Origin of the sequence: Comamonas sp. JUb58 (assembly GCF_004364775.1) — a bacterium.
Lineage (GTDB): Bacteria > Pseudomonadota > Gammaproteobacteria > Burkholderiales > Burkholderiaceae_C > Comamonas.
Map to the genome: position 1 here is coordinate 111,696 of NZ_SOAL01000015.1, position 22,614 is coordinate 134,309.

At 64.6% G+C, this 22,614-nt stretch carries 16 protein-coding genes and 1 tRNA gene; 2 read left to right on the plus strand and 15 right to left on the minus strand.

Translation table 11 applies throughout. The features are described from left to right. Window positions 1-26: 26 nt before the first annotated feature. The 4 genes from EDF71_RS16980 to EDF71_RS16995 all read right to left on the minus strand — a co-directional run bounded on the left by EDF71_RS16980 (window position 27) and on the right by EDF71_RS16995 (window position 6,034). On the minus strand, window positions 27-263 hold the full coding sequence (locus EDF71_RS16980) for a PP0621 family protein (RefSeq protein WP_133857743.1): 237 nt from the start codon (window positions 261-263) through the stop codon (window positions 27-29). Window positions 264-269: 6 nt separating this feature from the next. Further along, on the minus strand, window positions 270-1,076 hold the full coding sequence (gene ccsA, locus EDF71_RS16985) for a cytochrome c biogenesis protein CcsA (protein ID WP_133857744.1): 807 nt from the start codon (window positions 1,074-1,076) through the stop codon (window positions 270-272). A 116-nt stretch (window positions 1,077-1,192) separates the two neighbouring features. After that, on the minus strand, window positions 1,193-2,119 hold the full coding sequence (locus tag EDF71_RS16990; RefSeq protein WP_133857745.1) for a diguanylate cyclase: 927 nt from the start codon (window positions 2,117-2,119) through the stop codon (window positions 1,193-1,195). 42 nt (window positions 2,120-2,161) lie between these two features. Beyond that, window positions 2,162-6,034: a response regulator gene (locus EDF71_RS16995; protein ID WP_133857746.1), complete on the minus strand. Its 3,873-nt coding sequence runs from the start codon at window positions 6,032-6,034 to the stop codon at window positions 2,162-2,164. A gap of 409 nt (window positions 6,035-6,443) precedes the next feature. On the opposite strand from EDF71_RS16995, the gene ffh reads away from it, so the two are divergent. Further along, window positions 6,444-7,823 (plus strand): signal recognition particle protein, encoded by a 1,380-nt coding sequence (gene ffh, locus EDF71_RS17000; protein ID WP_133857747.1) that lies wholly within the window; start codon window positions 6,444-6,446, stop codon window positions 7,821-7,823. 82 nt (window positions 7,824-7,905) lie between these two features. On the opposite strand, the gene EDF71_RS17005 is transcribed toward ffh, so the two are convergent. From EDF71_RS17005 to fdnG, 9 genes are all read right to left on the minus strand, one after another. Further along, window positions 7,906-9,171 carry a cyclopropane-fatty-acyl-phospholipid synthase family protein gene (locus EDF71_RS17005; protein ID WP_133857748.1) on the minus strand — a complete coding sequence of 422 codons (1,266 nt, stop codon included), beginning with the start codon at window positions 9,169-9,171 and terminating at the stop codon, window positions 7,906-7,908. Window positions 9,172-9,350: 179 nt separating this feature from the next. Continuing rightward, a complete protein-coding gene (gene selD / locus EDF71_RS17010) occupies window positions 9,351-10,418 on the minus strand; it encodes a selenide, water dikinase SelD (protein ID WP_133857749.1) in 1,068 nt (355 codons plus the stop codon). A gap of 119 nt (window positions 10,419-10,537) precedes the next feature. Beyond that, window positions 10,538-10,633 (minus strand) — tRNA-Sec (locus EDF71_RS25080). Window positions 10,634-10,722: 89 nt separating this feature from the next. After that, the gene (gene selB, locus EDF71_RS17015) at window positions 10,723-12,648 is read right to left on the minus strand and encodes a selenocysteine-specific translation elongation factor (protein ID WP_133857750.1); all 1,926 of its coding nucleotides are present in this window, start codon (window positions 12,646-12,648) and stop codon (window positions 10,723-10,725) included. Beyond that, window positions 12,645-14,072: an L-seryl-tRNA(Sec) selenium transferase gene (gene selA / locus EDF71_RS17020; protein WP_133857751.1), complete on the minus strand. Its 1,428-nt coding sequence runs from the start codon at window positions 14,070-14,072 to the stop codon at window positions 12,645-12,647. The genes selB and selA overlap by 4 nt, the downstream gene beginning before the upstream one ends. 109 nt (window positions 14,073-14,181) lie before the next feature. Then, complete coding sequence (gene fdhE / locus EDF71_RS17025) at window positions 14,182-15,147, minus strand: formate dehydrogenase accessory protein FdhE (protein WP_133857752.1); 966 nt, start codon at window positions 15,145-15,147, stop codon at window positions 14,182-14,184. Between the two features lie 116 nt (window positions 15,148-15,263). Further along, window positions 15,264-15,926: a formate dehydrogenase subunit gamma gene (locus EDF71_RS17030; protein WP_133857753.1), complete on the minus strand. Its 663-nt coding sequence runs from the start codon at window positions 15,924-15,926 to the stop codon at window positions 15,264-15,266. Further along, on the minus strand, window positions 15,923-16,864 hold the full coding sequence (gene fdxH, locus EDF71_RS17035) for a formate dehydrogenase subunit beta (protein WP_133857754.1): 942 nt from the start codon (window positions 16,862-16,864) through the stop codon (window positions 15,923-15,925). The genes EDF71_RS17030 and fdxH overlap by 4 nt, the downstream gene beginning before the upstream one ends. Before the next feature lie 9 nt (window positions 16,865-16,873). Further along, on the minus strand, window positions 16,874-19,936 hold the full coding sequence (gene fdnG, locus EDF71_RS17040) for a formate dehydrogenase-N subunit alpha (protein WP_166656568.1): 3,063 nt from the start codon (window positions 19,934-19,936) through the stop codon (window positions 16,874-16,876). 237 nt (window positions 19,937-20,173) lie between these two features. On the opposite strand from fdnG, the gene EDF71_RS17050 reads away from it, so the two are divergent. Then, window positions 20,174-20,749 (plus strand): C40 family peptidase, encoded by a 576-nt coding sequence (locus EDF71_RS17050; protein ID WP_133857756.1) that lies wholly within the window; start codon window positions 20,174-20,176, stop codon window positions 20,747-20,749. 43 nt (window positions 20,750-20,792) lie between these two features. Here the strand turns inward: EDF71_RS17050 and EDF71_RS17055 are convergent, their stop codons facing one another. Beyond that, a complete protein-coding gene (locus tag EDF71_RS17055) occupies window positions 20,793-21,458 on the minus strand; it encodes a DUF1266 domain-containing protein (protein ID WP_133857757.1) in 666 nt (221 codons plus the stop codon). Beyond that, a complete protein-coding gene (locus EDF71_RS17060) occupies window positions 21,455-22,612 on the minus strand; it encodes a hypothetical protein (protein ID WP_133857758.1) in 1,158 nt (385 codons plus the stop codon). The genes EDF71_RS17055 and EDF71_RS17060 overlap by 4 nt, the downstream gene beginning before the upstream one ends. Window positions 22,613-22,614: the final 2 nt, after the last annotated feature.

The following is a 22,614-nucleotide window of genomic DNA, read 5'->3' on the forward strand; positions in this document are numbered from 1 at the left end:
TGTTGCCATGGTCGCGCTGCCCAAGCTCAGCTTTTGCCAGGCGGCACGGCCTGGGCCAGATGGGCTTGCGAGCAGTAGTGCGCGCCCTGGTAGCGGATGGCATCGGACTGCGGAAGGTGTACGCCGCAGTGGGCGCAGTGCACCATGGGCTCGGGCTTGGCCAGGCCTTTTTTAGGCGCCGGCGGGGGCGTGTTCTTGACCCGTTGGCTGCGCCACATGTGCCAGCCCACGGCCAGCACCAGCAATACCAGCAAATACTTCATGGTGGCTCAGTGTTTCAAGATGACTTCAAGGACAAAGCGCGAGCCCACATAGGCCAGCAGCAGCAAGGTGGCGCCCACATAGAGCATGTTGACGGCGCGCTGCCCGCGCCAGCCAAAGCGCTTGCGGCCCACCAGCAGGATGGCAAAGGTCAGCCAGGCCATCAGCGAGAAGACCGACTTGTGGTTCCAGACCCAGGCCTTGCCGTACAGCGCCTCGCCAAACCACCAGCCCGCCAGCAAGGTGGCGGACAGCAGGATGAAGCCGGCGGTGACGAAGCGGAAGGTCAGGCGCTCCAGCGCCAGCAGCGGCAGACCGCTGTCGTGGCTGCCGTCCTGGCGCATCTGGCGCTCGGCCCGGGTCATCAGCGCAGCATGCACCACGGCGGCGGCGAACAGGCCATACGAGGCAATACCCAAGGCCAGGTGCAGCGGCAGCCAGGGCGATGCATTCACATGCAAGGGGCTGCCGGGGAAGACACCGGCCAGCAGCACGGCAATGCAGCCCATGGCCGACAGCGGCCAGCGCGAGCGCAATTGGGGGTAAAGCTGCTGCTCAACCACATAGACCGTCAGCACCAGCCAGGCGGTGACGGACAGCGCTGGCGCAAAGCCGAAATGGGGCATATCGCCAATCAGGCTCCAGGCAATGGCTGCCAGGTGCAGCGCCCAGGCCGCGCGCAAGCCCAGCCGCGCGCTGGGCTCCTGCAGGCGTCGGGCCGCAAGTGCGGGTATGGCGTAGGCGATGGCTGCAGCAATGGCCAGGGCCCAGCCGATGGGGCTGGTGCTGGCTGCGGCAATGGCGGGAGAGAGCATGCCCGCTATCATAGCTGCGGCGCAGGGCCTGTGTGGCCTGCGCCAGCGCTAGCGCCTGCCAATCGGCTGGCTATTGCCAGCGATAGACCACACAAGCCATCCGCTGCCAGCGTAAATCACAGGCCGACGCTGGTGGCGCAGACGCGGTTGCGGCCGCTGGTCTTGGCCTCGTACAACAGCTCATCGGCACGGCGCAGGCAGTCCTCCATGCCGTCCGTCTGGCCGCAATGGATGGTCAGCACGCCGCAGCTCACCGTCAGCTCGGGTGCGGTGGTGGAGGCGGCATGGGCAATCGCCATGCTTTGCACCTCCAGGCGAAAACGCTCCACCACCTCCACCGCATCGGCGTGGCCTGGCAGGATCAGCGCAAACTCCTCGCCGCCAAAGCGGGCGGCCAGGTCATAAGGGCGGCGGGCATGGCGTGCCAAGGTGCCCGCCACTTGCTTGAGCGCCTCGTCGCCCTGCACATGGCCGTAGTGGTCGTTGTAAAGCTTGAAGTGGTCGATATCGATCAGCGCCAGGCCCAACGGGTCGTTTCTGCGCAGGCACATGCGGTGGCTGCGGCGCAGCATGTCATCAAAATGCCGGCGGTTGGCCAGGCTGGTCAATCCATCGACCTGGGCCAGGCGCTGCAAGGCCTGGCGTTGCAAGGCCAGGTCGATCTGGTTGCGCACCCGCACGCTGACGACCGCCGGGCGGATGGGCTTGGAGACATAGTCGGCCGCGCCCAGGCGCAGGCCATATTCCTCCGCCGCCGCATCGCTTTGGCCGGTGATGAAGATGATGGCGATGCCGGCGGTGGCTTCCTGTTTTTTCAACTGGGTCAGCACTTCGTAGCCATTCATGCCGGGCATGCTGACATCGAGCAGCACCAGCAGCAGGCGGTGCGATTCGCGGGCCGCGATGGTCAGGGCGCTGGGGCCGTCCTTGGCCAGCAGTACGCGGTACTGCTGGCCCAGCAGTTCGGCGAGCATGGAGCGGTTGACGCGCTCGTCATCCACAATCAGGATGGTGGGTTGGTCGTTATCGGGCTCAGCTTGCATGGTGCGATCGTAAGAGGTCTCTAGGGGCGGGCCGCATAGCCGTCAAAGGAGAATGTTTTCAAGCCGATCGATCGCGGCCAGCGCGGCATCGGCGTCCAGGTCTTCCACATGCTGCAGGATTTGCTGCAGCAGCGGTGTCCAGCGCGCAGCGGGGCTGGCCGAGAGCATGTGCTCGAGTTCGCTGACCGCGGCATAGTCCCCATCGGCCACCAAGCGCTTGAGGTGTTTGAGCTCTTGGCGCAGATTGTTGGCCGGGGCTGGGCTGGCGGCTGGCGCTGCTTCCTCGCTTGCATCAGGCTGGGCTGCTGCCAGATTCTGGCGCGAGGCCAAGCCTTGCAGCAGCGTCTGCAGCTGGGCGGCAAACTCGGTGGTCTCGGCATGCAGCTGCTGCTGGGGCTGGGCGGCCGGTGGTGGGGCCTGGGTCCAATCCCGCGCCTGGTTCTCGATGGTTTCAGCCGCCTGCACCAGGGAGGCGGCATCCAGGTAGCCCAGTGCGCCCTTGAGCGAGTGGGCCAGCATGGACAGCGGTTGCCAGTCCGCCTGCTGCACATGCAGCACCAGGGTTTGGGGCGCATCGGCAAAGTCGCGGTAAAAGCCCGCCAACACCCGCTCGACCCGCTCGGCATTGCCGTGAAAGCGCTGCAGCATCTTGGCGTGGTTGATGCCGGGGGTGGCCGCCACGCGGGTCTCGTCGCGCAGAAACTCGGACTCAGGCGCATCCAGGGATTCGTTTTGGCCGCTGGAGCCGACAATCCATTCGCTCAGGGTTTCGTACAGCTTGCGCTCGTCAATGGGCTTGGTCAGGTGGGCATTCATGCCCGCTTCCTCAATGGCGGCACGGTCTTCCACCCGGGCCTGTGCCGTCAGTGCAATCACCGGCAGTTGCTGCAGATGCGGCAGCTGGCGCAGCGCGCGGGTGGCGTCCAGTCCGTCCATCTGCGGCATGTGCACGTCCATCAGCACGGCATCGTAGGGGCGCTGCTCCAGCATGCTGAGCGCTTCGGAACCATTGGTGGCCAGGCTGACCTGCACGCCGACCAAGCTCAAGAAATCGGCTGCCACCTCGCGGTTGAGCGCGTTGTCATCCACCACCAGCACATTTTTGCCCTGCAGGTGGGGGTAGAGCTGGGTGGGATTGCTGTGCAAGAGCTGGGCATGGCCGGACGCATCGGAGAACGCGCGTCGCGATACGCTGCCGCCTTGCGATTGCAAGGCCTCCAAAATGGCATTGAACAGCACCGACTGTGTCACCGGCTTGATCAGCAGGCCTTGCAGGCGCAGCGCCTCGGCCTTGCGCATGACTTCGTCGCGGCCATAGGCGGTCACCATCAGCACCGCTGGCGTGGCAGACAGGTGCTCTTCCTCACGGATGCGGCGCGCCACCTCCAGACCGTCCATGCCCGGCATGCGCCAGTCCATCAACACCAGGCCATAGGGCGTGCCGACGCGGGAGGCCAGTTGCAGATCAGACAGCGCCTGCTCGCCCGAATCCACGGTGTCCGCACGCATGCCAAAGCCGCGCACCATCTCGGCCAGGATGTCGCGAGCGCTAGCGTTGTCGTCAACGATCAGCACCCGGTCCACCGGCGTGCCGTGGTAGCGGGCCGGCTTGGGCGCTTGCTGCAGCTGGGCGGGGTGCAGCTGCACGCTGAAGGAGAAGGTGCTGCCCAGGCCCGGGCTGCTCTCGACCTTGAGCTCACCCCCCATCTGGCCCACCAGACGCTGGCAGATGGCCAGGCCCAGGCCCGAGCCGCCATAGCGCCGGGTGGTCTGGCTGTCGGCCTGCGAGAAGGGGCGGAACAGCTGGCTCATCTGCGCCGCGTTCATGCCGATGCCGGTGTCCTTGACGGTGATCTCCAGCACGATCTTGCCGGGGGTCACCGGGCGGTTGCCGGCCGTCTCGGCGCTGCGGATGCTGATGACCACCTCGCCCAGGTGGGTGAACTTGATGGCATTGCTGACCAGGTTGTTCAGCACCTGGCTCAGGCGCAGCGGATCGCCGCTCAGCTGCCGGGGCACATCGGGCGCGACCGAGTAGACCACTTCGATGCCCTTTTCCTCGGCACGCAAGGTGGTGACGGCCGAGACGGTCTCCAGCACATCGTCCAGCGCAAACTCCACATTCTCCAAGGTGAGCATGCCCGCTTCGATCTTGGAAAAATCCAGAATGTCATTGATCACCGACAGCAGCGCATTGGCCGACAGCTCCACCTTCTCCAGGTAGTTGCGCTGCTTGGGCAACAGCGGGGTCTGCTGGATCAGGCGCGTCATGCCGATGACGGTGTTCATCGGGGTGCGGATCTCATGGCTCATCGTGGCCAGGAACTCGGACTTGGCGCGCTCGGCCGCCTCGGCCATTTCCTTGGCTTTTTGCAGCGCCAGCTCGGCCTCGCGCTCGCGCGTGATGTCGAGCATGATGCCGTCCCAGGCCGTGCCCACCTCCTGGCGGCTGGGCGCCGAGCGGCAGCGCAGCCAGCGCAGGCCGCCGTCGGGCCGGATGATGCGGAAGCTGCAGTCAAACAGGCTCATGCGCTCCAGCGCCTCGCGCTGCTGCTGCCGGTACATGGCCAGATCGGCCGGGTGGATGGTTTTGATATAGGCCGCGTTGTCCGCCATGATCGCCTGCGCGCTGACGCCAATGAGCTTTTCGATACCGGCACTGATATAGCTCATGCGCAGGGGTACGGTTTCGCCTTCGACGCGGTAGATCGCGCCGCTGGGAAGGTTGTCGGCCAGCGCTTCGAGCCGTTGGCGTGCCTGTTCGCGCTCCGACAGATCCTGCAAGGTGCCGCTGAGGCTGACGATGCGGCCACTGCTGTCATAGTCGGCCTGGCCCAGGATGCTGGCCGGGAACTGGCCGCCATCGGGCGTGTAATGCGTCACATCGAGCCGGTAGGGCTGGCCGGTCTGGGCACATTGGGCGATGGCCGCCGCCACCTTGGCATAGTCCTGCGGCGGCATCATGTGGGCGATGTTGTCCTGGGTCAGCTTGGGTCCTTGCGGGTCCAGGCCATTCATCTCGTACATCATCTCCGAGGCTTCGATCTCCCCGCTGGCCAGGTCCAGGGTCCAGCTGCCGATGCGCGAGAGGCGCTCGGCGCGGCGCAGCGAGTCATAGCTCTGGCGCAGCTGGCTTTCCGATTCGCGCATCTGCGTCATGTCGCGCGAGATGCCCAAGAGGCCAATGACCTCGCCATGCTCGTCGCGGTACTGGCTTTTGATGGACTGGAAGCTGAGCCGGCGCCCATCGATCAGCGCATGGGCCTCCGACACCACCGGTGCGGTGGAGCGGAACACGGCGGCATCGTCTTCGGCAAAATTGTTGCGTCCCCCCAGGATCTCGGCATCGGTCTTGCCGATCAGCCCCCCGGGCGGCATCTGCGTGATGGCTTCGGCCGCAGGGTTGGCGAACACATAGCGGCCCTGGCGGTCCTTGACAAAGACGATGTCCGAGGTGCCGCGCATCACCGCATCGAGCAAGTGGGTGGAATGGCGCCACTGCTGGGTGCTTTTCTCGACCTGCTGCTCCAGCGCGGCGTTGAGCAGCTGGATCTCCTGTTCGCGGCGCACCCGCTCGGTGATGTCATGGGCGATGGTGAAAAACTGCTTCTCGCCATGCACCAGTTGGCAGGTGATGTGCACTTCCACCGGAAAGCTGGAGCCATCCCTGCGCCGGTGGGTGTTGGTGGTCACGGCATGCGCGCCGGGCTCCATGCCTTGCCACAGCGCCAGCAGCTCGGGGACCGGGTAATCCAGCGCAAAATCGGCCACGTTCATGGCCTTCAGCTCGGCCAGGCTATAGCCCAGTTCCCGGTAAGCCTGGGTATTGACATCCAGGATGCGGCCTTGCGTATCGGTCACGAAAAAGGCGTCCGAGAAATGGTCTAGCAAGTGGCGATACGGCGTATCTGGCATCGTTGGTCCTGGTCAAAGAAAACGCCACCTCGGGGTGACGGGCTGGGCTGGGGCATTGCAGGTGGCCATGCTGCATACGCACAGGCATGCAGGGGCCGGTGCTGCATTGTCGCGGCTCCAGACAGGCATTTGCGCAGCCCCAAAGCCTAAATTCGTTTGGCGCAGTGCGGGCAAACATTTGCCTATGGTGGGGAGCGGGCCATAGTTTCTTGCGGTGGCAGCAGGCCGGCAGCCCCGGCCCGCCCCGGTTTTGGGGTGAGCGGGTAGAATCAAGGGTTTGCAGGGCTGTGGCTCAGCTGTAGCTCACAGTTCCTTGCGCGCCAGCCCTTTGCGCCCGGGTACCGGGTCTCGGCATCCTTTCGGCGCCCCCCTTTGCCACGTTCGCCACGATTACTCAAGACTCCACCCTATGGCTTCCGCACTGACCGATAAACTCTCGCGCCTCGTCAAGGAAATGCGTGGCCAGGCCCGCATCACCGAATCCAACGTGCAGGACATGCTGCGCGAAGTGCGCATGGCGCTGCTGGAAGCGGACGTGGCCTTGCCCGTGGTGCGCGACTTCATTGCCCGCGTCAAGGAAAAAGCGCTGGGCCAGGAAGTGCTGGGCAGCCTCAAGCCAGGCCAGACCCTGGTGTCCATCGTCAACAAGGAACTGGCCGCCACCATGGGCGAAGGCGTGGCCGACATCAACCTGCAGGCCCAGCCGCCTGCGGTGATCCTGATGGCCGGTCTGCAAGGTGCCGGTAAGACGACTACCACGGCCAAGCTGGCCAAGCACCTGATCGAGCGCCGCAAGAAGAAAGTGCTGACCGTCTCTGGTGACGTGTACCGCCCCGCCGCTATCGAGCAGCTCAAGACCGTGACGCAGCAAGCGGGTGCCGAGTGGTTCCCCAGCACCCCTGACCAAAAGCCCCTGGACATTGCCAACGCAGCGCTGGACTACGCCAAGCGCCACTACTTTGATGTGCTGCTGGTCGATACCGCCGGCCGTCTGGCGATCGACGAAGTGCTGATGACCGAAATCCAGCAATTGCACGTCGCGCTGAAGCCGGTTGAGACTTTGTTCGTCGTCGATGCCATGCAGGGCCAGGATGCGATCAACACTGCCAAGGCTTTCAAGGAAGCCTTGCCACTCACCGGCATTGTGCTGACTAAGCTCGACGGTGACTCGCGCGGCGGTGCGGCACTGTCGGTGCGTCAGATCACCGGTGCACCGATCAAGTTTGCCGGTGTGTCCGAAAAGCTCGACGGCCTGGAAGTGTTCGATGCCGAGCGCCATGCACAGCGCGTGCTGGGCATGGGCGACATCGTCGCGCTGGTCGAGCAGGTCTCCAAGGGCGTGGACCTGCAGGCGGCACAAAAGATGGCCGAGAAGATCAAGTCCGGCGACGGCTTTGACCTGAACGACTTCCTGGGCCAGCTCCAGCAGATGAAGCAGATGGGCGGCCTGTCGACCCTGATGGACAAGCTGCCCTCCGAGCTGGCGGGCAAGGCCGGTCAGGTCGATATGGACAAGGCCGAGCGCGAAGTGCGCCGCAAGGAAGGCATCATCTGCTCGATGACTCCCTATGAACGCGCCAAGCCCGAGTTCATCAAGGCCACGCGCAAGAAGCGCATTGCGGCCGGCGCCGGTGTGCAGGTGCAAGAGGTCAACCGCCTGCTCAACGAGTTTGGCCAGATGCAGCAGATGATGAAGAAGATGAAGGGCGGCGGCCTGATGAAGATGATGAAGAAGATGGGCGGCATGAAGGGCATGATGGGCGGCGGCATGCCCAAGCTGCCGTTCTAAGAACATCCTGCATTCGGGGCGCTCGTAGCATCCCCTCCATCGCCAAGGCGCCCTTGCACGGGGCGCCTTGTCCGTTTCTGCCTTAGCCGTTGAGAGCTGCAGCGCGCAGCAGCTCGCGCTCCGCCAAGGCGGCCTTGCGTGCGCCGATGTAATCACGCGTCAGCGGCACCGCCTCCTGCTTGCGCGCAATCTGCACCTGGAAGATGGCAATGTCTTGGTAGCGGAAAGCGGTCTCGGACATGGACAGGTAGAACTCCCACATCCTGCAAAAGCGCTCGTCATAGAGTTGCATGGCCTGGGCGCGCTTGGCCATGAAGCGCTCGCGCCAGTGCCTGAGGGTGAGGGCATAGTGCAGGCGCAGCACCTCGATATCGGTGACGACCAGGCCGGAGCGCTCCAGTGCGGGCATGAACTCGGACATCGACGGAATATGCCCGCCGGGGAAGATATAGCGCTCAATCCAGGGGTTGTTGAAATCGGGCACATCGCTGTTGCCGATGAAGTGCAGGAGCATGACGCCATCCTCGCGCAGCAGCGAGCGGCACTGCTGGAAGAAGGCATCATGGAACGCGGTGCCGACATGCTCGAACATGCCGACCGACACAATGCGGTCAAACGGCCCCTGGGTGTCGCGGTAGTCCTCCAGGCGGTAGTTCAGCTGGCTGGCGCTGGCAGACGAGGCCGCGCGTTGGCGCGCCACTTCCAGCTGTTCCACCGACAACGTGACGCCGGTGACCTGGCCCGCGCCCGCGACCTCGGCCAGGTAGCGTGAGAGCCCGCCCCAGCCGCAGCCAATATCGAGCACCTGGTGGCCGGGCTCGACAAGCAGCTTGGCGGCGATATGCCGCATCTTGGCAACCTGGGCTACCTCCAGCGGCTCATCGCCTTGCTCAAAGTAGGCGCAGGAGTACTGGCGCTCAGCGTCCAAAAAAAGCTCGTAGAGCCGGTCATCTAGGTCGTAGTGGTGGGCGACATTGGCGCGTGCCTTGCCACGCAGGTTGTTCTGCAGCATGGGCTTGAGGCGCATGCGCCAGGCATCCAGGCTGCGCACCATGGCCGATACCGGCACGTCCTTAGCGTGGCGCAGCAGCAGTTCCAGCACGTCATAGATACTGCCATGCTCCACCAGCAGGCGGCCTTGCATGAACATCTCGCCAAAGTTCAGATCCGGATCCCGCAGAATGGCCCAGATCGCCCGCGTGTCGCTGAAGCGGATGCTTGCCGTGGGCGAACTCCCAGCGCCAAAGAGCTGCCTCTTGCCGGAGGGGAAGACCACCTCCAGCACGCCCGTCACCACAAGGGGCGCTAAATTGCGCGTCAACAGCTGCTCTGCCAGTCTCCCAAACATGGATGCCAGTCCTTTCTTGTCTTTCTGCTGAAGATCTTTGAACCAATCTTGGAGTGTGTGTCGCAGTTATTGCGCGCTTGTCGAGCGATTGTTGCCAAATCATGGAGACGCACCCATGCAGAAGCCGCCAGCAAAAACGCCTGCTTGCAGCAGGCGTTGTGGTGTTGGGATGCAGGTGTTCAGGACACTACTACCTTGGCCTCGCCCGCCTGCATATGGCCGACCACGCAGGCATCGCCAAAGCCCTGGGTTTTGAAGATGTCCAGCACCTGGCCAACAGCCTCCGGTGTGCAGGAGACCAGCAGGCCACCAGAGGTTTGCGGATCGGTCAGCAGGCTGCGCATGGCATCGGGCAGCTGCGCATCCAGTGCCACATCGCCGCCGTAGGATGCCCAGTTGCGGCCTGATGCGCCGGTCACCACGCCTTGCTGGGCCAGGTCCATGACGCCAGGCAGCAGCGGCAGCGTCTGGCTGTCGATCACGGCCGTCAACTGTGCGCCCCGTGCCAGCTCCAGCGTATGGCCCAGCAGGCCAAAGCCGGTCACATCGGTCAGCGCATGCACATCAGCCAACTGCCCCAGCGCCGCACCGGGCCGGTTGAGCTGGGTGGTGGTGCGCACCATGCTGGCGTAGGCGCTGTCGCTGAGCAGGCCTTTTTTCAGCGCGGCCGATTGGATGCCGACGCCGATGGCCTTGCCCAGAATCAGCACATCGCCGGCCTGGGCATCGCGGTTGCGTTTGAGCTGTGCGGGGTTGACGATGCCGATACCGACCAGGCCATAGATGGGCTCGACCGAGTCGATGGAGTGGCCGCCGGCCAGCGGAATGCCGGCATCGCGGCAGACCGATTCGCCGCCTTCCAGAATCTTGGCGATGACATCATGGGGCAGCACATTGATCGGCATGCCGACAATGGCCAGCGCCATCAGCGGCGTGCCGCCCATCGCATAGATATCCGACAGCGCATTGGTTGCGGCAATGCGGCCAAAGTCATAGGGGTCATCGACGATGGGCATGAAGAAGTCGGTGGTCGCGACGATCGCCTGCGTGTCGTTGATCTGGTAGACCGCCGCGTCATCGGCCGTCTCCGTCCCCACCAGCAGTGGCGCGTAGAACTGTTTGGGCACCGCGCTGCGGCTCATCAGATCGGCCAGCACCCCAGGAGCAATCTTGCAACCGCAGCCACCGCCATGCGACAGCGAGGTCAGGCGCGGCGAAGCGGGCAGGGGGGCGGTGGGGGCATTCATACAGACATCCTCATGGGTAACAGACAAGCGAGAAAAGCGGTGCCGCCAATGGCGACCCACCATTATCGGCATTTGGCGGGCGGCGCTGCGCCATGCTGTTTTTTGGGGGATGAGGGGGATGGCGGAAGACAGCTGGAGTCGAACCAACCCAGGAGTGGCTGACACCCCTCACCGGGTTTGAAGCCCGGCCGCGCCACCGGGCACGATTGCCTTCCCTGCAACACGGGCGTGTTGGGCAAGATGGCCGATTGTAGCGGCTCTGCGCGGTGGCTGCGGCTGGCGCTGCCGCAGACCCTTGGGTGGTTTATGAGGTGGTTCCTGCCTGCCAGCGTACCCCGGGGCGCAGCACATGCGTATCGCGCACGCGGCGGGTGTAGCCCACGCGGTCGAAGAACTCCAGGATCTGGATGGCGCGCTTGCGGCCCAGGGCCGTGGCGTCGCGGAAGGCATGGGCCTGCACTTCGCCGCGCTCGGCCTGCTGTGCAAGCTCTGCGGTGAGTGCCGCCAGCGCATCCATGCAGGGCGCGGCATAGAACAAGTCCTTGACCACCTGGAACACCAAACCCTGGCGCGAGAGCTTTTTGAGCAGCTGGCGCACCAGCTCCTCCCCGGCGCCATGGTCGCGTGCCAGATCGCGCACCCAGGGCGGGTCAAAGCGGCCTGCGGTGATGGCCGGCAGCAGCCGCTGGGCCAGGGCTTGTTCGGCCTCGCTCAGTTGCACGGTGTGGCCGGGCAGGTGCAGCCAAGCGCCGCTGCTGGCGATCTGGCCGGCAGCGATCAGCGCATCGAGCAGGCCCTGGTAGAGGGCATCGTGGGGGCCATGCCGCAGCGCGGGTAGGGCCATGCGGCGCAACCGGGCTGCGTTGATGCCGGGCTCGTCGGGAGCCACTTCGTGGAAGCGTTGCAGTGCTTGCAGCAGCTGGTCTTGCAGCGTTTGCCAGGCAGCGCTGTCCACCAGCAGCGCATCGCCGTCGGGCAGTGGCAGGCTTTTGCAGTTATCGGCAATGGCGGGTGTTGCGCTACCGGTTAGCCGCACCAGCTGCGAACGTGCCAGGCCCAGCGGGGCTCCGGCCAGCAGCGGGCCGGTGTCGGCCGTGTCAATCCAGTGCGCCAAGGCAGCCAGGTAGGCCATGCGGCTTTCGCTGCGGCGCTTGCGGGCGGGGGCATAGGGATCGAGCACCATGGCGCCAGCAATGGTGCGGTTGGCCTGGGCATTGCGCACGATGACGCGGTCGCCGGGCAGCACATGTGCCGGAGCGTCCAGCACCAGCTGGGCCAGTGCTTCGGTGCCGGGGGTCAGTTCGCCATCCTGCAGCAAGGCGATATGGCCGGTGCAGCGCATGGTGCCCAGGTGCAGGTGCACGGCCGACCATTGGGCCAGCGGTGGTCCATCGGCAAGCAGGTGCAGGCGCACGTCCATGCGCTGAGTGGTTTGGCGCAGGCGTGCGTCCATGATCCAGTCGCCGCGCGTGATGGCCTCCTTGGCAATGCCTGCCAGGTTCAGCGCGCAGCGCTGGCCGGCCAGGCCCTGCGTGCTGGCCTGGTTCTGCGCATGGATGCTGCGCACGCGTACGGGCGTGCCGCTGGCCGAATGCACGAGGCTGTCGCCCACAGCCACCTGGCCGTTGAAGACCGTGCCCGTCACCACCGTGCCCTGGCCGGGCAGGCTGAAGACCCGGTCCACCGCCAAGCGGAACAGCCCGCCATGGGCGCGCTGGGGCATGGCCTGGGCCTGCTGGTGCAGGTGCTGACGCAGCGCCCAGACGCCAGGGTCATCGGGCAGCGCGGCTGCGGTTTCAAAGATGGGCGCATCGGCCAGGTTGCTGCGGGCCAGAATGGCGGTGATCTCGTCCCTCACCTCATCGATGCGAGCGCGGGGCACGCGGTCCACCTTGGTGAGGGCCACCGTGCCCTGGCGGATGCCCAGCAGCTGCAAAATTTCCAGATGCTCCAGGGTCTGGGGCATCACGCCATCATCGGCGGCCACCACCAGCAAGGCATGGTCAATGCCCACGGCCCCGGCGGCCATGGTGTGCACAAATTTCTCATGGCCGGGCACATCGATGATGCCCAGTACATCGCCATTGGCCAGCGGGGTGTAGGCGTAACCCAGCTCGATCGAGATGCCGCGCGCCTTTTCTTCCTTCAGGCGGTCGGTCTCCACACCAGTGAGCGCACGCACCAGGGTGGTCTTGCCATGGTCGATATGGCCTGCGGTGCCGATGATCATGCCTGGCCGTCCGTAGCGCTGCTGCCCAGGGCCAGCTGCTGCAGGTTGGCGGCAAAGGCGGCCTGGTCGGCCGCTTCCAGGCAGCGCAGGTCCAGCCAGAGCGCATCGTCGCGCAGCCGGCCGATCACCGGGCGCGGCAACTGGCGCAGCGCGGCTTCGAGCTGCTGCAACAGGCGGCCGGCGCGTTTGCGCTCTTGGGGGCGTACCACCAGGCCATGGCTGGGCAGGCTTTCCACGGGCAGCGCGCCACTGCCGATCTGGCTGGTCATCGCGGCATGCTCCACCAGATAGTCCGGCCCCAGCAGGCTTTGCAGCGGTGCCTGCAGCGCGATCGCTTGCTGCTCCATGGCGGCAGCCGGGCGGGTGAAGAGGCGCAAGGTGGTCAGGCGTTCGGCCAGCTTCTCGGGGTGCAGGTAGAGGCGCAACGTAGGTTCAAGCGCGGCCAGGGTGAGCTTGCCCACGCGCAGCGCGCGCTTGAGCGGGTTCTTCTTGATCTGGGCGATCAAGGCCTTGCTGCCGACAATGATGCCGGCCTGCGGGCCGCCCAGCAGCTTGTCGCCGCTGAAAGTGACGATGTCGGCACCGGACTCGATGGTTTCGCGCACGGTCACCTCATAGGGCAGGCCCCAGTCGCGCATGTCGATCAAGGTGCCACTGCCCAGGTCCACGATCAAGGGCAGCTGGCGCGCATGGGCGATGCGGGCCACATCGGCCTCGGCCACTGACTTGGTGAAGCCGCTGATCGCATAGTTGCTGCAATGCACCTTCATCAGCGCAGCGCTGTGCTCGCCTAGCGCGGCTTCGTAGTCTTTCTCATGGGTGCGGTTGGTGGTGCCCACCTCGACAAGGCGGGCGCCCGCGCGGGTCATCACATCGGGGATGCGGAAGGCGCCGCCGATCTCGACCAGCTCGCCGCGCGAGACCACCACTTCCTTGTCGCGCGCCAGGGTGGACAGCACCAGCAGCACGGCCGCCGCATTGTTGTTGACGATGGTGGCCGCTTCGGCGCCGGTCAGGCGGCAGACCAGGTCTTCGACCAGGTCATCGCGGTCACCCCGGCCACCGTCGGCCAGGTCGTATTCCAGATTGCTGGGGGTTGCCAGTGCCTGCACCACGGCATCGATGGCCTCTTGCGGCAACAGCGCCCGGCCCAGGTTGGTGTGCAGCACCGTGCCGGTCAGGTTGTAGACGGCCTTGAGGCGCGGCGCAAACAGCTGTTGGAGCTTTTGTTCGGCAGCGTCCAGCAAGGCATCGGCACTGTCTGCGCTGCTGCCCGCCGCTGCCAGCCAGCGCCTGCGGGCCTCGCCCAGCGCGGCGCGGATGGCCTGGGTGCACTGGGCCTTGCCATAGCTGTCCAACAGCGCAGCGGTGCGCGGGTGCTGCAGCAGCTTGTCAACAGAGGGCAGGTGGGTGGGTGCGTTCATGGGCAAACCAGCTCAAACAGGGGCAGAAATAAAAAAACGATGGGCTGCGGCAGCAGCGCCATCGTCCAGTATGGCATGGTGCCAAAACGTTCAGGTGCTCGGCACGGGCTCAGTGCAGATCGGGCACGCTGCCATCGGCATCGGCCGCCTGCGGCTCGGCCACGGCCACAAACAGCAGCGGGTTGCCGCTGGCGCGCGAGAACGAGGTCTGCTCGCTCATCAGCAGGTCGAGCATCAGGCTGGCCAGGTCATCGGCCAGCGGCTCAGCCAGCGGGTCTTTTTCCTGGTTGACCAGCTTGCGGTAGCTGCCGCATTCGGTACAGGTTTCGGCCAGCACCACATCCTTGCCGCCTTCCAGACCCTGGTAGCGCACGCCCTTGGTCGATTCGCAATGGCTGCATTTGACGCGCACCATATGCCATTCGGTGGCGCAGCAGCCGCAGTGCAGGTAGCGGTGGCCGGCCATCTTGCCGCCAATGCGCACCACGCCGGCGACGGGCTCGGTAGCGCAGACCGGGCAGATGGTGGCCGGGTCGGTAAAGGGAATATCGGCCAGCCTGAGTTGGCTGGCACGGGTGGCAAACACCACTTGCAGTGCGGCCATGACGAAAGGCGCCAGGCCCACATCGCGCGCGGCCAGCTCCTTGGTCAACAGGCGCTTGGCCAGTGCATTGCGGTCGTCGGTGTTGCTGCGTTGCAGCTCGGCAATCAGCGGCTGCAGGGCTGGGGGCAGGCCATCGGCACTGGCCAGCTGCGCCAGCATGCCGTCCAGCACCTGGTGCCAGACGGGGTCCAGGTGGTCGGTGGCGGGCAGCAGTGGTGACGAGAACTGCTGGGCCTGAGCCATGGCCGCTGCATCGGGCGCAGCGACCTGCAGGCCCTGGGCAGCCTTGTGCTGGGCTTCCACCAGCTTGGCGATGAACAGCAGGTAGTCCGCAATCGGGTTGCCGTCGGCCAACTGGCGAATGCGCTGGGCACGGTCAAGGAACAGACTGCTGGTATTGGGCAGCAGCACGCGTGGAAAACTGGTGTGGTCGAGCGACTCGATCTCACCGGGTTGAAGAATGCGTTGCATACGGAGATTTTCTCAAAAATCAACGCCGATAGTCCTGGCGGGGCTATCGGCGTTGGGGAGCAGGGCGGGGCCGAACCGGGGCAGGGCCGCTTGCCGGGGCATGCCCGGCGAGCGCATCAGGCGCCGTGCTTTGGACGGGTCTGCTTGTCCATGTCCGAGCTGTCGCCCGTCATGCGGCGGTACCACAGCGGATGGTGGAAGCGCGCCCAGGCGCGGGTCACCGTGCCACGCGTCATCGCGCGGATCGTGCCCTTGGTCCAGATGGCGGCGTAGATGTGGGCGATGATCAGACCGATCAGGCCGAAGGCCGACAGCGCATGCAGCAGCGCCGCAGCGCGCACCACATTCACCGGCAGGTTCCACCAGGCGCGCCACATCAGCACGCCGGTCACCAAGAGGCCCGCCATGCACAGCACCAGCATCCAGAACAGCACCTTCTGGCCGCCGTTGTACTTGTCCACAGGCGGCATCTTCTCGTGCTCACCGTTGACCAGGGCCGGCACGTTCTTGAGCCACTCCACATCGTTATTGCGAATGATGTTGAGCTGCCAGAAGCGGAAGAACATCAGCACGAAGCCGACGGTCATTACCAGACCGATGTAGGGATGCAGGATGCGGGTCCAGGGTCCGCCACCGAACAGGTTCGTCATGAAGAAGAACGAGGGGTGGAAGAACGCCAGGCCCGACAAGGCCAGCAGCACAAAGCTGATCGCGACCACCCAGTGGTTGACGCGTTCGCCAGCGGTGTAGCGTTGGAGATCACGGGTCTTGCTTTTCATCGTCCAGACTCCTCGTGGTGGTCAGCGCTCTTTTCCGCACGCGCCTTGGCGGCTTCTTCCTCTTCCAGCTCCTCGGGCACTTCGATCGGGCCCTTGGTGATGTAGTGGAAGAAGCTGCCGACAGCGGCCACGCCCAGCGCTGCCAGGGCCAGTGGCTTGGCCACACCCTTCCACAGGCTCACCATCGGGCTGATCGATGGATCATCGGGCAGGCCGTGGTAGAGCGAGGGCTTGTCGTTATGGTGCAGCACATACATCACATGGGTGCCACCCACGCCTTGCGGATCGTAGAGGCCGGCCTTGTCAAAGCCGCGCTCCTTCAGATCGACAATGCGCTCCTCGGCACGCTCTTGCATGGCGGTCTTGGTGCCAAACATGATCGCGCCGGTCGGGCAGGTCTTGACGCAGGCAGGTTCCTGGCCAACGGCCACGCGGTCCGAGCACAAGGTGCACTTGTAGGCCTTGTGGTCCTTCTTGGAGATGCGCGGGATGTTGAATGGGCAGCCGGTCACGCAGTAGCCGCAGCCCACGCAGTTTTCCTCCTGGAAATCCACGATGCCGTTGGTGTACTGCAGGATGGCACCGGGAGACGGGCAGGCCTTGAGGCAGCCCGGGTCTTCGCAGTGCATGCAGCCGTCCTTGCGGATCAGCCATTCCAGGTTGCCGGTGGCTTCGTTTTCGTATTCGGAAAACCGCATCACCGTCCAGGAGTTTTCCGTCAGGTCGGTCGGGTTGTCGTAGACCCCGGCCGCAACCGTGCCCACATCGTCACGCAGATCGTTCCACTCCATGCAGGCGGTCTGGCAGGCCTTGCAGCCGATGCACTTGGAGACATCGATCAGCTTGGCCACCTCGCCGCCATGCGGGCTGCGCGCGCTGGGCGATGGGGTGGTGGTGGCGGAGCGGCGCTTGATATCCAATGATTGAAGAGATGACATCGCTGCTCCTTAGATCTTCTCAACCTTCACGAGGAAGGTCTTGAACTCTGGCGTGTTGCTGTTGCCATCACCCACAAACGGGGTGAGGGTGTTGGCGAGGAAGCCAGGCTTGGTCAGGCCCTTGAAGCCCCAGTGGATAGGAATACCCACGTGGTGCACCGTCTTGCCTTCGATCTGCATGGGCTTGATGCGCTTGGTCACCACCGCAGCGGCCTTGATGTAGCCCCGCTTGGAGCTGACCTTCACCATGGCGCCTGTCGTGATGCCGATCTCCTTGGCCAGCGCCTCGCCGATCTCGACGAACTGCTCGGGCTGGATGATGGAGTTCAGCAGCGCGTGCTTGGTCCAGTAGTGGAAGTGCTCCGTCAAACGGTAGGTCGTGCCCACATGCGGGAATTCGTCCACCTTGCCGAAGGTCTCCCAGATGGCCGGGAAGACGCGGGCTGCCGGGTTGCTGACGGCCTTGTCGTTCTTCGGGTACATCGGGTTGTAGCCCAGCGGGTTGTCGAATGCCTCGTAGTGCGTCGGGAACGGACCTTCGTTCATGCCCTTGCGGGCAAAGAAGCGCGCCACCCCTTCCGGGTTCATGATGAAGGGACCGGTGCCGGTCTCGGGCTTGATGGTCGGGCCGTAATCGGGCACGTCCGCACCACCCCAGACCGAGCCGTTCCACTTGATCAGCGTGCGGTTCGGGTTGAAAGGCTTGCCTTCCAGGTCCGCCGATGCGCGGTTGTACAGCACGCGGCGGTTGGCCGGCCAGGCCCAGGCCCAGTTCAGCGTATTGCCGATACCGGTCGGGTCGCTGTTGTCGCGGCGGCCCATCTGGTTGCCCGCCTCGGTCCAGCTGCCCGCCCAGATCCAGCAGCCACTCATCGTGGAGCCATCGTCACGCAGCTCGCCAAAGCCGGACAGCTGCTGGCCGGCAGGGCGCAAGACCTTGCCGTCGGGAGCTGTCAGGTCGGTCAGCGCGCGGCCGTTGTACTCCTTGGCAATCTCTTCGGACGAAGGATGTGCCGGTTGCGAGTAAGGCCACCACAGGTTCTGGATCGGATCCGGGAACTTGCCGCCGTCCTTCTGGTAGGCCGCTTTCATGCGCAGGTGCAGGGCCGACATGATCGCGATGTCGGTCTTGGCTTCACCCGGTGGCTCGGAGGCCTTCCAGTGCCACTGCAGCACACGCGAGGAGCTCACGACTGCGCCATCTTCTTCTGCGAAGCAGGTGGTGGGCAGGCGGAATACTTCGGTCTGCACCGATGCGGTATCGATGTCGTTGTGCTCGCCGTAGTTCTTCCAGAACTCTGAAGTCTCGGTGGCCAGCGGGTCCATGATTACCAGGAACTTGAGCTTGGCCAGACCGTCGCGCACGCGGCTCTTGTTGGACAGCGCCGCCAGCGGGTTGAAGCCCTGGGCGATGTAGCCGTTGACCTTGCCTTCGTTCATCAGCTCGAAAATCTGCAGCATGTCGTACTGCTTGTCGAGCTTGGGCAGGTAGTCATAGCCCCAGTTGTTGTCCTTGGTGGCAGCCGGGCCCCAGAAAGCCTTCATCAGGCTCACATGGAACTTGGGGTAGTTCTGCCAGTAGCTCATCTGGTTGGCACGTAAAGGCTTTTGCGTGCGCGCGTCGATGTACTTCTGGTAGTCCTGCTCACCTTGGTTGGCCAGGGTCAGGTAGCCGGGCAGCGCGTTGGACAGCAGGCCCAGGTCGGTCAGACCCTGGATGTTGGAGTGACCGCGCAAGGCGTTCATGCCACCACCGGAGACACCGATATTGCCCAGCAGCAGCTGCACCATGGCGCCGGTACGCAGGATCTGCGCGCCGATCGAGTGCTGGGTCCAGCCCAGTGCATACAGGATGGTGGCCGCGCGGCCAGCCTCTGCCGTCGATGCGAGCTTTTCGCAGACGTGCTGGAACTTGGCCTGGGGCGTACCGCAGACGCTCTCGACCTTTTCAGGCGTGTAGCTGGCGTAGTGGCGCTTGAGCCATTGGTAGACGCAACGCGGGTGCTGCAGGCTCGGGTCGGTCTTGACGTAACCGTCCTCGCCCAGCTCGTAGTCCCAACTGGCCTTGTCGTAGGTACGCTTTTCGGGGTTGTAGCCCGAGAAGATGCCTTCGTCGAACGCAAAGTCTTCCCGCACGATGAACGTGAAGTCGGTGTAGTTGCGCACGTACTCGTGGTGGATCTTGTCGTTCGTCAGCAGGTAGTTGATCACACCGCCGAGGAAAACAATGTCCGAACCGGAGCGGATAGGGGCGTAGAAATCCGCCACCGAAGCCGATCGGTTGAAGCGCGGGTCGACCACCATGAAGTGAGCCTTGTTGTGCTCCTTCGCTTCGGTCACCCATTTGAAGCCGCAAGGGTGGGCTTCAGCGGCATTGCCGCCCATGATCAAAATAACGTCCGCGTTCTTGATGTCGACCCAATGGTTCGTCATCGCTCCACGGCCAAACGTCGGGGCAAGACCTGCCACCGTCGGGCCGTGTCAGACACGGGCTTGGTTATCGAACGCCAACATGCCCCAAGAGCGGGCCACTTTGTAGGTGATGTAACCGGCTTCATTGCTGGCAGCCGATGCGGCCAGCATGCCGGTCGAGGTCCAACGGTTCACCGTCAGGCCATCATCGGTCTTCTCCAGGAAGTTCGCGTCGCGATCGTCCTTGAGCAGCTTGGTAATGCGGGTCAGGGCCTCATCCCAGGACAGGCGCTTCCACTCGTTGGAGCCGGGCGCGCGGTATTCGGGGTAGAGCAGGCGGTTGGGGCTGTGGACGATGTCCAGCAGCGATGCGCCCTTGGGGCACAGCGTGCCGCGGTTGACGGGATGGTCGGGATCGCCTTCGACGTGGATCACCGAGAGTTTGGCGTTCTTGCCGCCATCGCCCAGCGAGTACATCAAAATGCCGCAGCCAACAGAGCAATACGTGCAGGTTTGCCGTGTCACTGTGCTGCCGACCAGCTTGTACTGACGGACTCCGGCAAGTGCAGTGGCGGGCGAGAAGCCCATCACCGCCAGGCTGGAACCCGCCAGAGTCGAACCAGTCACTTTCATGAACTGGCGTCTGGAGAATTGCACCATGGGGTGTCCTTTCAATGAAGGATGCTTGTTTTCTATGCTTACGACACAAATTGTAGTCTTCTCCCCCTGAAAGCAGAATAGTTGGGCATTCCGGGTATTCGGCATGTTTGACAAATTGGTAAAAACGCGAGCGAGCAGCGTCATCGCCACAAATACCAATACATTTCACAAACTTGCATGGAATTGTGAATAATATGCTTTATGAATTTCTTGCGGCCTGAATCCAAGGGGGAGACCATGGACCACCAAGACGCGGCTGCGCGCCGTCCCTTTTTGCTCTGGGCACTGTCGGCCTCCGCTTTGCTGGCGGGCTGCAGCTCCGCACCACCGCGCAGTGCGCGGCAAGAGGGCGGCCAGCGCACGGCAGGTGGCACAGGGCCATCGCCCCGGGTCGATACCGGCGTGGTGCCCGTCAACCTGGGCTTGAGTGGCGAGCTGCGCGAGGCGCTCTATGCGCGGGTCATGCTGGTGGTCAACACGCCCTACACCTATGGCGGCAACACCCCCGAAGGCGGATTTGACTGCAGTGGCCTGATCCAGTACGCGATCCAGGGCATCACCACGCGCCGCCTGCCCCGTACCACGGCGCAGTGGGCGGGCGTCAGCGCCGAGATCGACCGGGGCGACTTGCAGCGCGGCGATTTTGTGTTCTTCAACACCATGGGCGCGCGCTACTCGCACATGGGCATCTATGCGGGCAACAACCAGTTTGTGCATGCGCCGTCGAGTGGTGGCGTGGTCAAGACGGTGAGTCTGGCCAATCCGTATTTCTCGCGCCGCTTCACCGAAGCCCGCACGATTTTTGACGCTTAATAATATTCATTGGCCAGATAACTGATGCTGGCGTGGTGAAGGTCTAACGCCAGGCGTAGGAACCCCAGGGGTGCGACGCATCCTGCAGCCAGTGCTGCAACTCCTCCGGGCTGATGCTGCGGCCCAGCGCATCCGAGCGGCCCTTGGCCACCCACTGCGCGCGGCCCTGGATATAGGCCGTACCCAACTCCTGCCAACTGCCAAAACAATCACGCGCCCGCGCGGCATTGAGCTGCAACAGCTGCCACTGCTGCTCGGGGCTGATCCAGCCCAGCATGGCGGCGGTGCGCACAAAAAAGCTGGCGCGCACGCAGGCAAAGGCCATCGCGGCGCGCGCATCGTCACCGGCTTGCAGCCGCTCCACATCCAGGCACCACCAGCGCGTGCGCATGCGCTCGGGCAATTGCGTGCGCACCTGGGCATCGTCCAGATCGGTGCGCAGGCCAAAGGCATGCAAGGCCATGGGCCGCAAGGATGCCGCGAGGCTGCTGGTGGGCGCGGGCATGGCGCTGTCAGCAAAACCATCCTTGAGCGCATGGAAGGCCATCGGGTGGGCCAGCGCGAGTTCCCAGTTCTGCTCGGGCGTGAGCAGGTAGTGGCCCAGCAGGCGCTTGGGCGCAGGCGCCTGGCTGCCCCATTGCCTGCGAAAAGACTGCACGCATTGCCACACCAGCCACAGCCCGATGCCTGCCACCAGGATCTGGATCATCGCTGCGCCTCCGCCGGCGTGCCCGGCGCTGCTTTGGCTGGCGCCTTGCCCGCCTGCTCCAGGCTGTAGGCCAGCGCAGGCGGCAGCGCTTGGCCGGCCAGCAGGCTGCTGTCATGCGCGGCGGCCAGCCATTGCACCAGGGGCGAGGCTTGGGGCACATGGGCCAACAGCCGGGGCTGGCGCTGCCACAGCTGCAAATGCTCGGCCTCGCTGTGCAGGCTCTCCACCGCATGCCAGCCGGGCTGGGCGCCGGTGGTGCGCAGCAGGCGCATGCCCAGCGCATCGTCGGGCGTGTCTTCGCTGGTGTCCAGATGGTTCAAAAAGGCGATGACGTCGGCGCGGTAGCGGTCCACCGGCGGGCGGTTCTGCTTGCCCTTGATCTGGTCGATGCGCAGGCGCCCATCGGGCTGCAGCCAGGCATTGATGGTGATGCGCGGCTGGCCCTGGCCGGTGCGGTAGCTGAAGATGCGCATGCGGCCTTGCTCGCAGCCCTCGGCATAGTGCTCGCCATAGCCGCCGCTGAGCTGGCGGCGGTTGGCAAACTGGCCCAGGCAGTGGCGCATCATCTGGCTCTCGTAGGCCATCTCTTCGCGCAGCACGCCGCTGCCGGGCAGCAGCTCGACAAAGGCCCCCTGGCTGCCTTGCCACAGCATTTGCACCGCATGGGGCTGGTGCTGGCGCCAACCGGCCAGTTGCTGGGCCTCAAAAGCCTGGTGCTCTTGCGCCCAGCGCTCCAGCGCCTGCGGGCAGTTGATGCGCGCGAGCTTGCCTTCCAGCGAGGTGCCCTGGCGCGACTGCAAGAACTCCAGCAGCCGGCGCTCCAGCGCCAGCACGCTCTCATGGGCAGGGCTGATCCACCACAGCGCGGAGTCGGCAGGCGATGCTTCTGGCCCGGTCTTGCGGGCCAGCAAGGCCAGTGCCCAGGCCGGTGCGCCGCCGGCATAGCGCTGCTGCAGCGCTTCGGTCGTGCTGATGGCATGAACCGCCTCGGGCGGCGTGTTGAAGTTGCCCACCAGGTAGCGGTAGAAATGGTTCTGCAGCCAGGCAGCAATCTCGGGCGTGTCGCCACGCTCGCGGCTGCGCGCAATGATGCGCGCCTTGAGCTCGGGCGCATTGACCACATTGCGCGCCAGGTACACCGTGCTTGTGCGCATGG

Coding starts and splice junctions, on each gene's coding strand:
- EDF71_RS16980 (WP_133857743.1), bottom strand. CDS start 263: ATGAAGTATTTGCTGGTATTGCTGGTGCTGGCCGTGGGCTGGCACATG.
- ccsA (WP_133857744.1), bottom strand. CDS start 1,076: ATGCTCTCTCCCGCCATTGCCGCAGCCAGCACCAGCCCCATCGGCTGG.
- EDF71_RS16990 (WP_133857745.1), bottom strand. CDS start 2,119: ATGCAAGCTGAGCCCGATAACGACCAACCCACCATCCTGATTGTGGAT.
- EDF71_RS16995 (WP_133857746.1), bottom strand. CDS start 6,034: ATGCCAGATACGCCGTATCGCCACTTGCTAGACCATTTCTCGGACGCC.
- ffh (WP_133857747.1), top strand. CDS start 6,444: ATGGCTTCCGCACTGACCGATAAACTCTCGCGCCTCGTCAAGGAAATG.
- EDF71_RS17005 (WP_133857748.1), bottom strand. CDS start 9,171: ATGTTTGGGAGACTGGCAGAGCAGCTGTTGACGCGCAATTTAGCGCCC.
- selD (WP_133857749.1), bottom strand. CDS start 10,418: ATGAATGCCCCCACCGCCCCCCTGCCCGCTTCGCCGCGCCTGACCTCG.
- selB (WP_133857750.1), bottom strand. CDS start 12,648: ATGATCATCGGCACCGCAGGCCATATCGACCATGGCAAGACCACCCTG.
- selA (WP_133857751.1), bottom strand. CDS start 14,072: ATGAACGCACCCACCCACCTGCCCTCTGTTGACAAGCTGCTGCAGCAC.
- fdhE (WP_133857752.1), bottom strand. CDS start 15,147: ATGCAACGCATTCTTCAACCCGGTGAGATCGAGTCGCTCGACCACACC.
- EDF71_RS17030 (WP_133857753.1), bottom strand. CDS start 15,926: ATGAAAAGCAAGACCCGTGATCTCCAACGCTACACCGCTGGCGAACGC.
- fdxH (WP_133857754.1), bottom strand. CDS start 16,864: ATGTCATCTCTTCAATCATTGGATATCAAGCGCCGCTCCGCCACCACC.
- EDF71_RS17050 (WP_133857756.1), top strand. CDS start 20,174: ATGGACCACCAAGACGCGGCTGCGCGCCGTCCCTTTTTGCTCTGGGCA.
- EDF71_RS17055 (WP_133857757.1), bottom strand. CDS start 21,458: ATGATCCAGATCCTGGTGGCAGGCATCGGGCTGTGGCTGGTGTGGCAA.
- EDF71_RS17060 (WP_133857758.1), bottom strand. CDS start 22,612: ATGCGCACAAGCACGGTGTACCTGGCGCGCAATGTGGTCAATGCGCCC.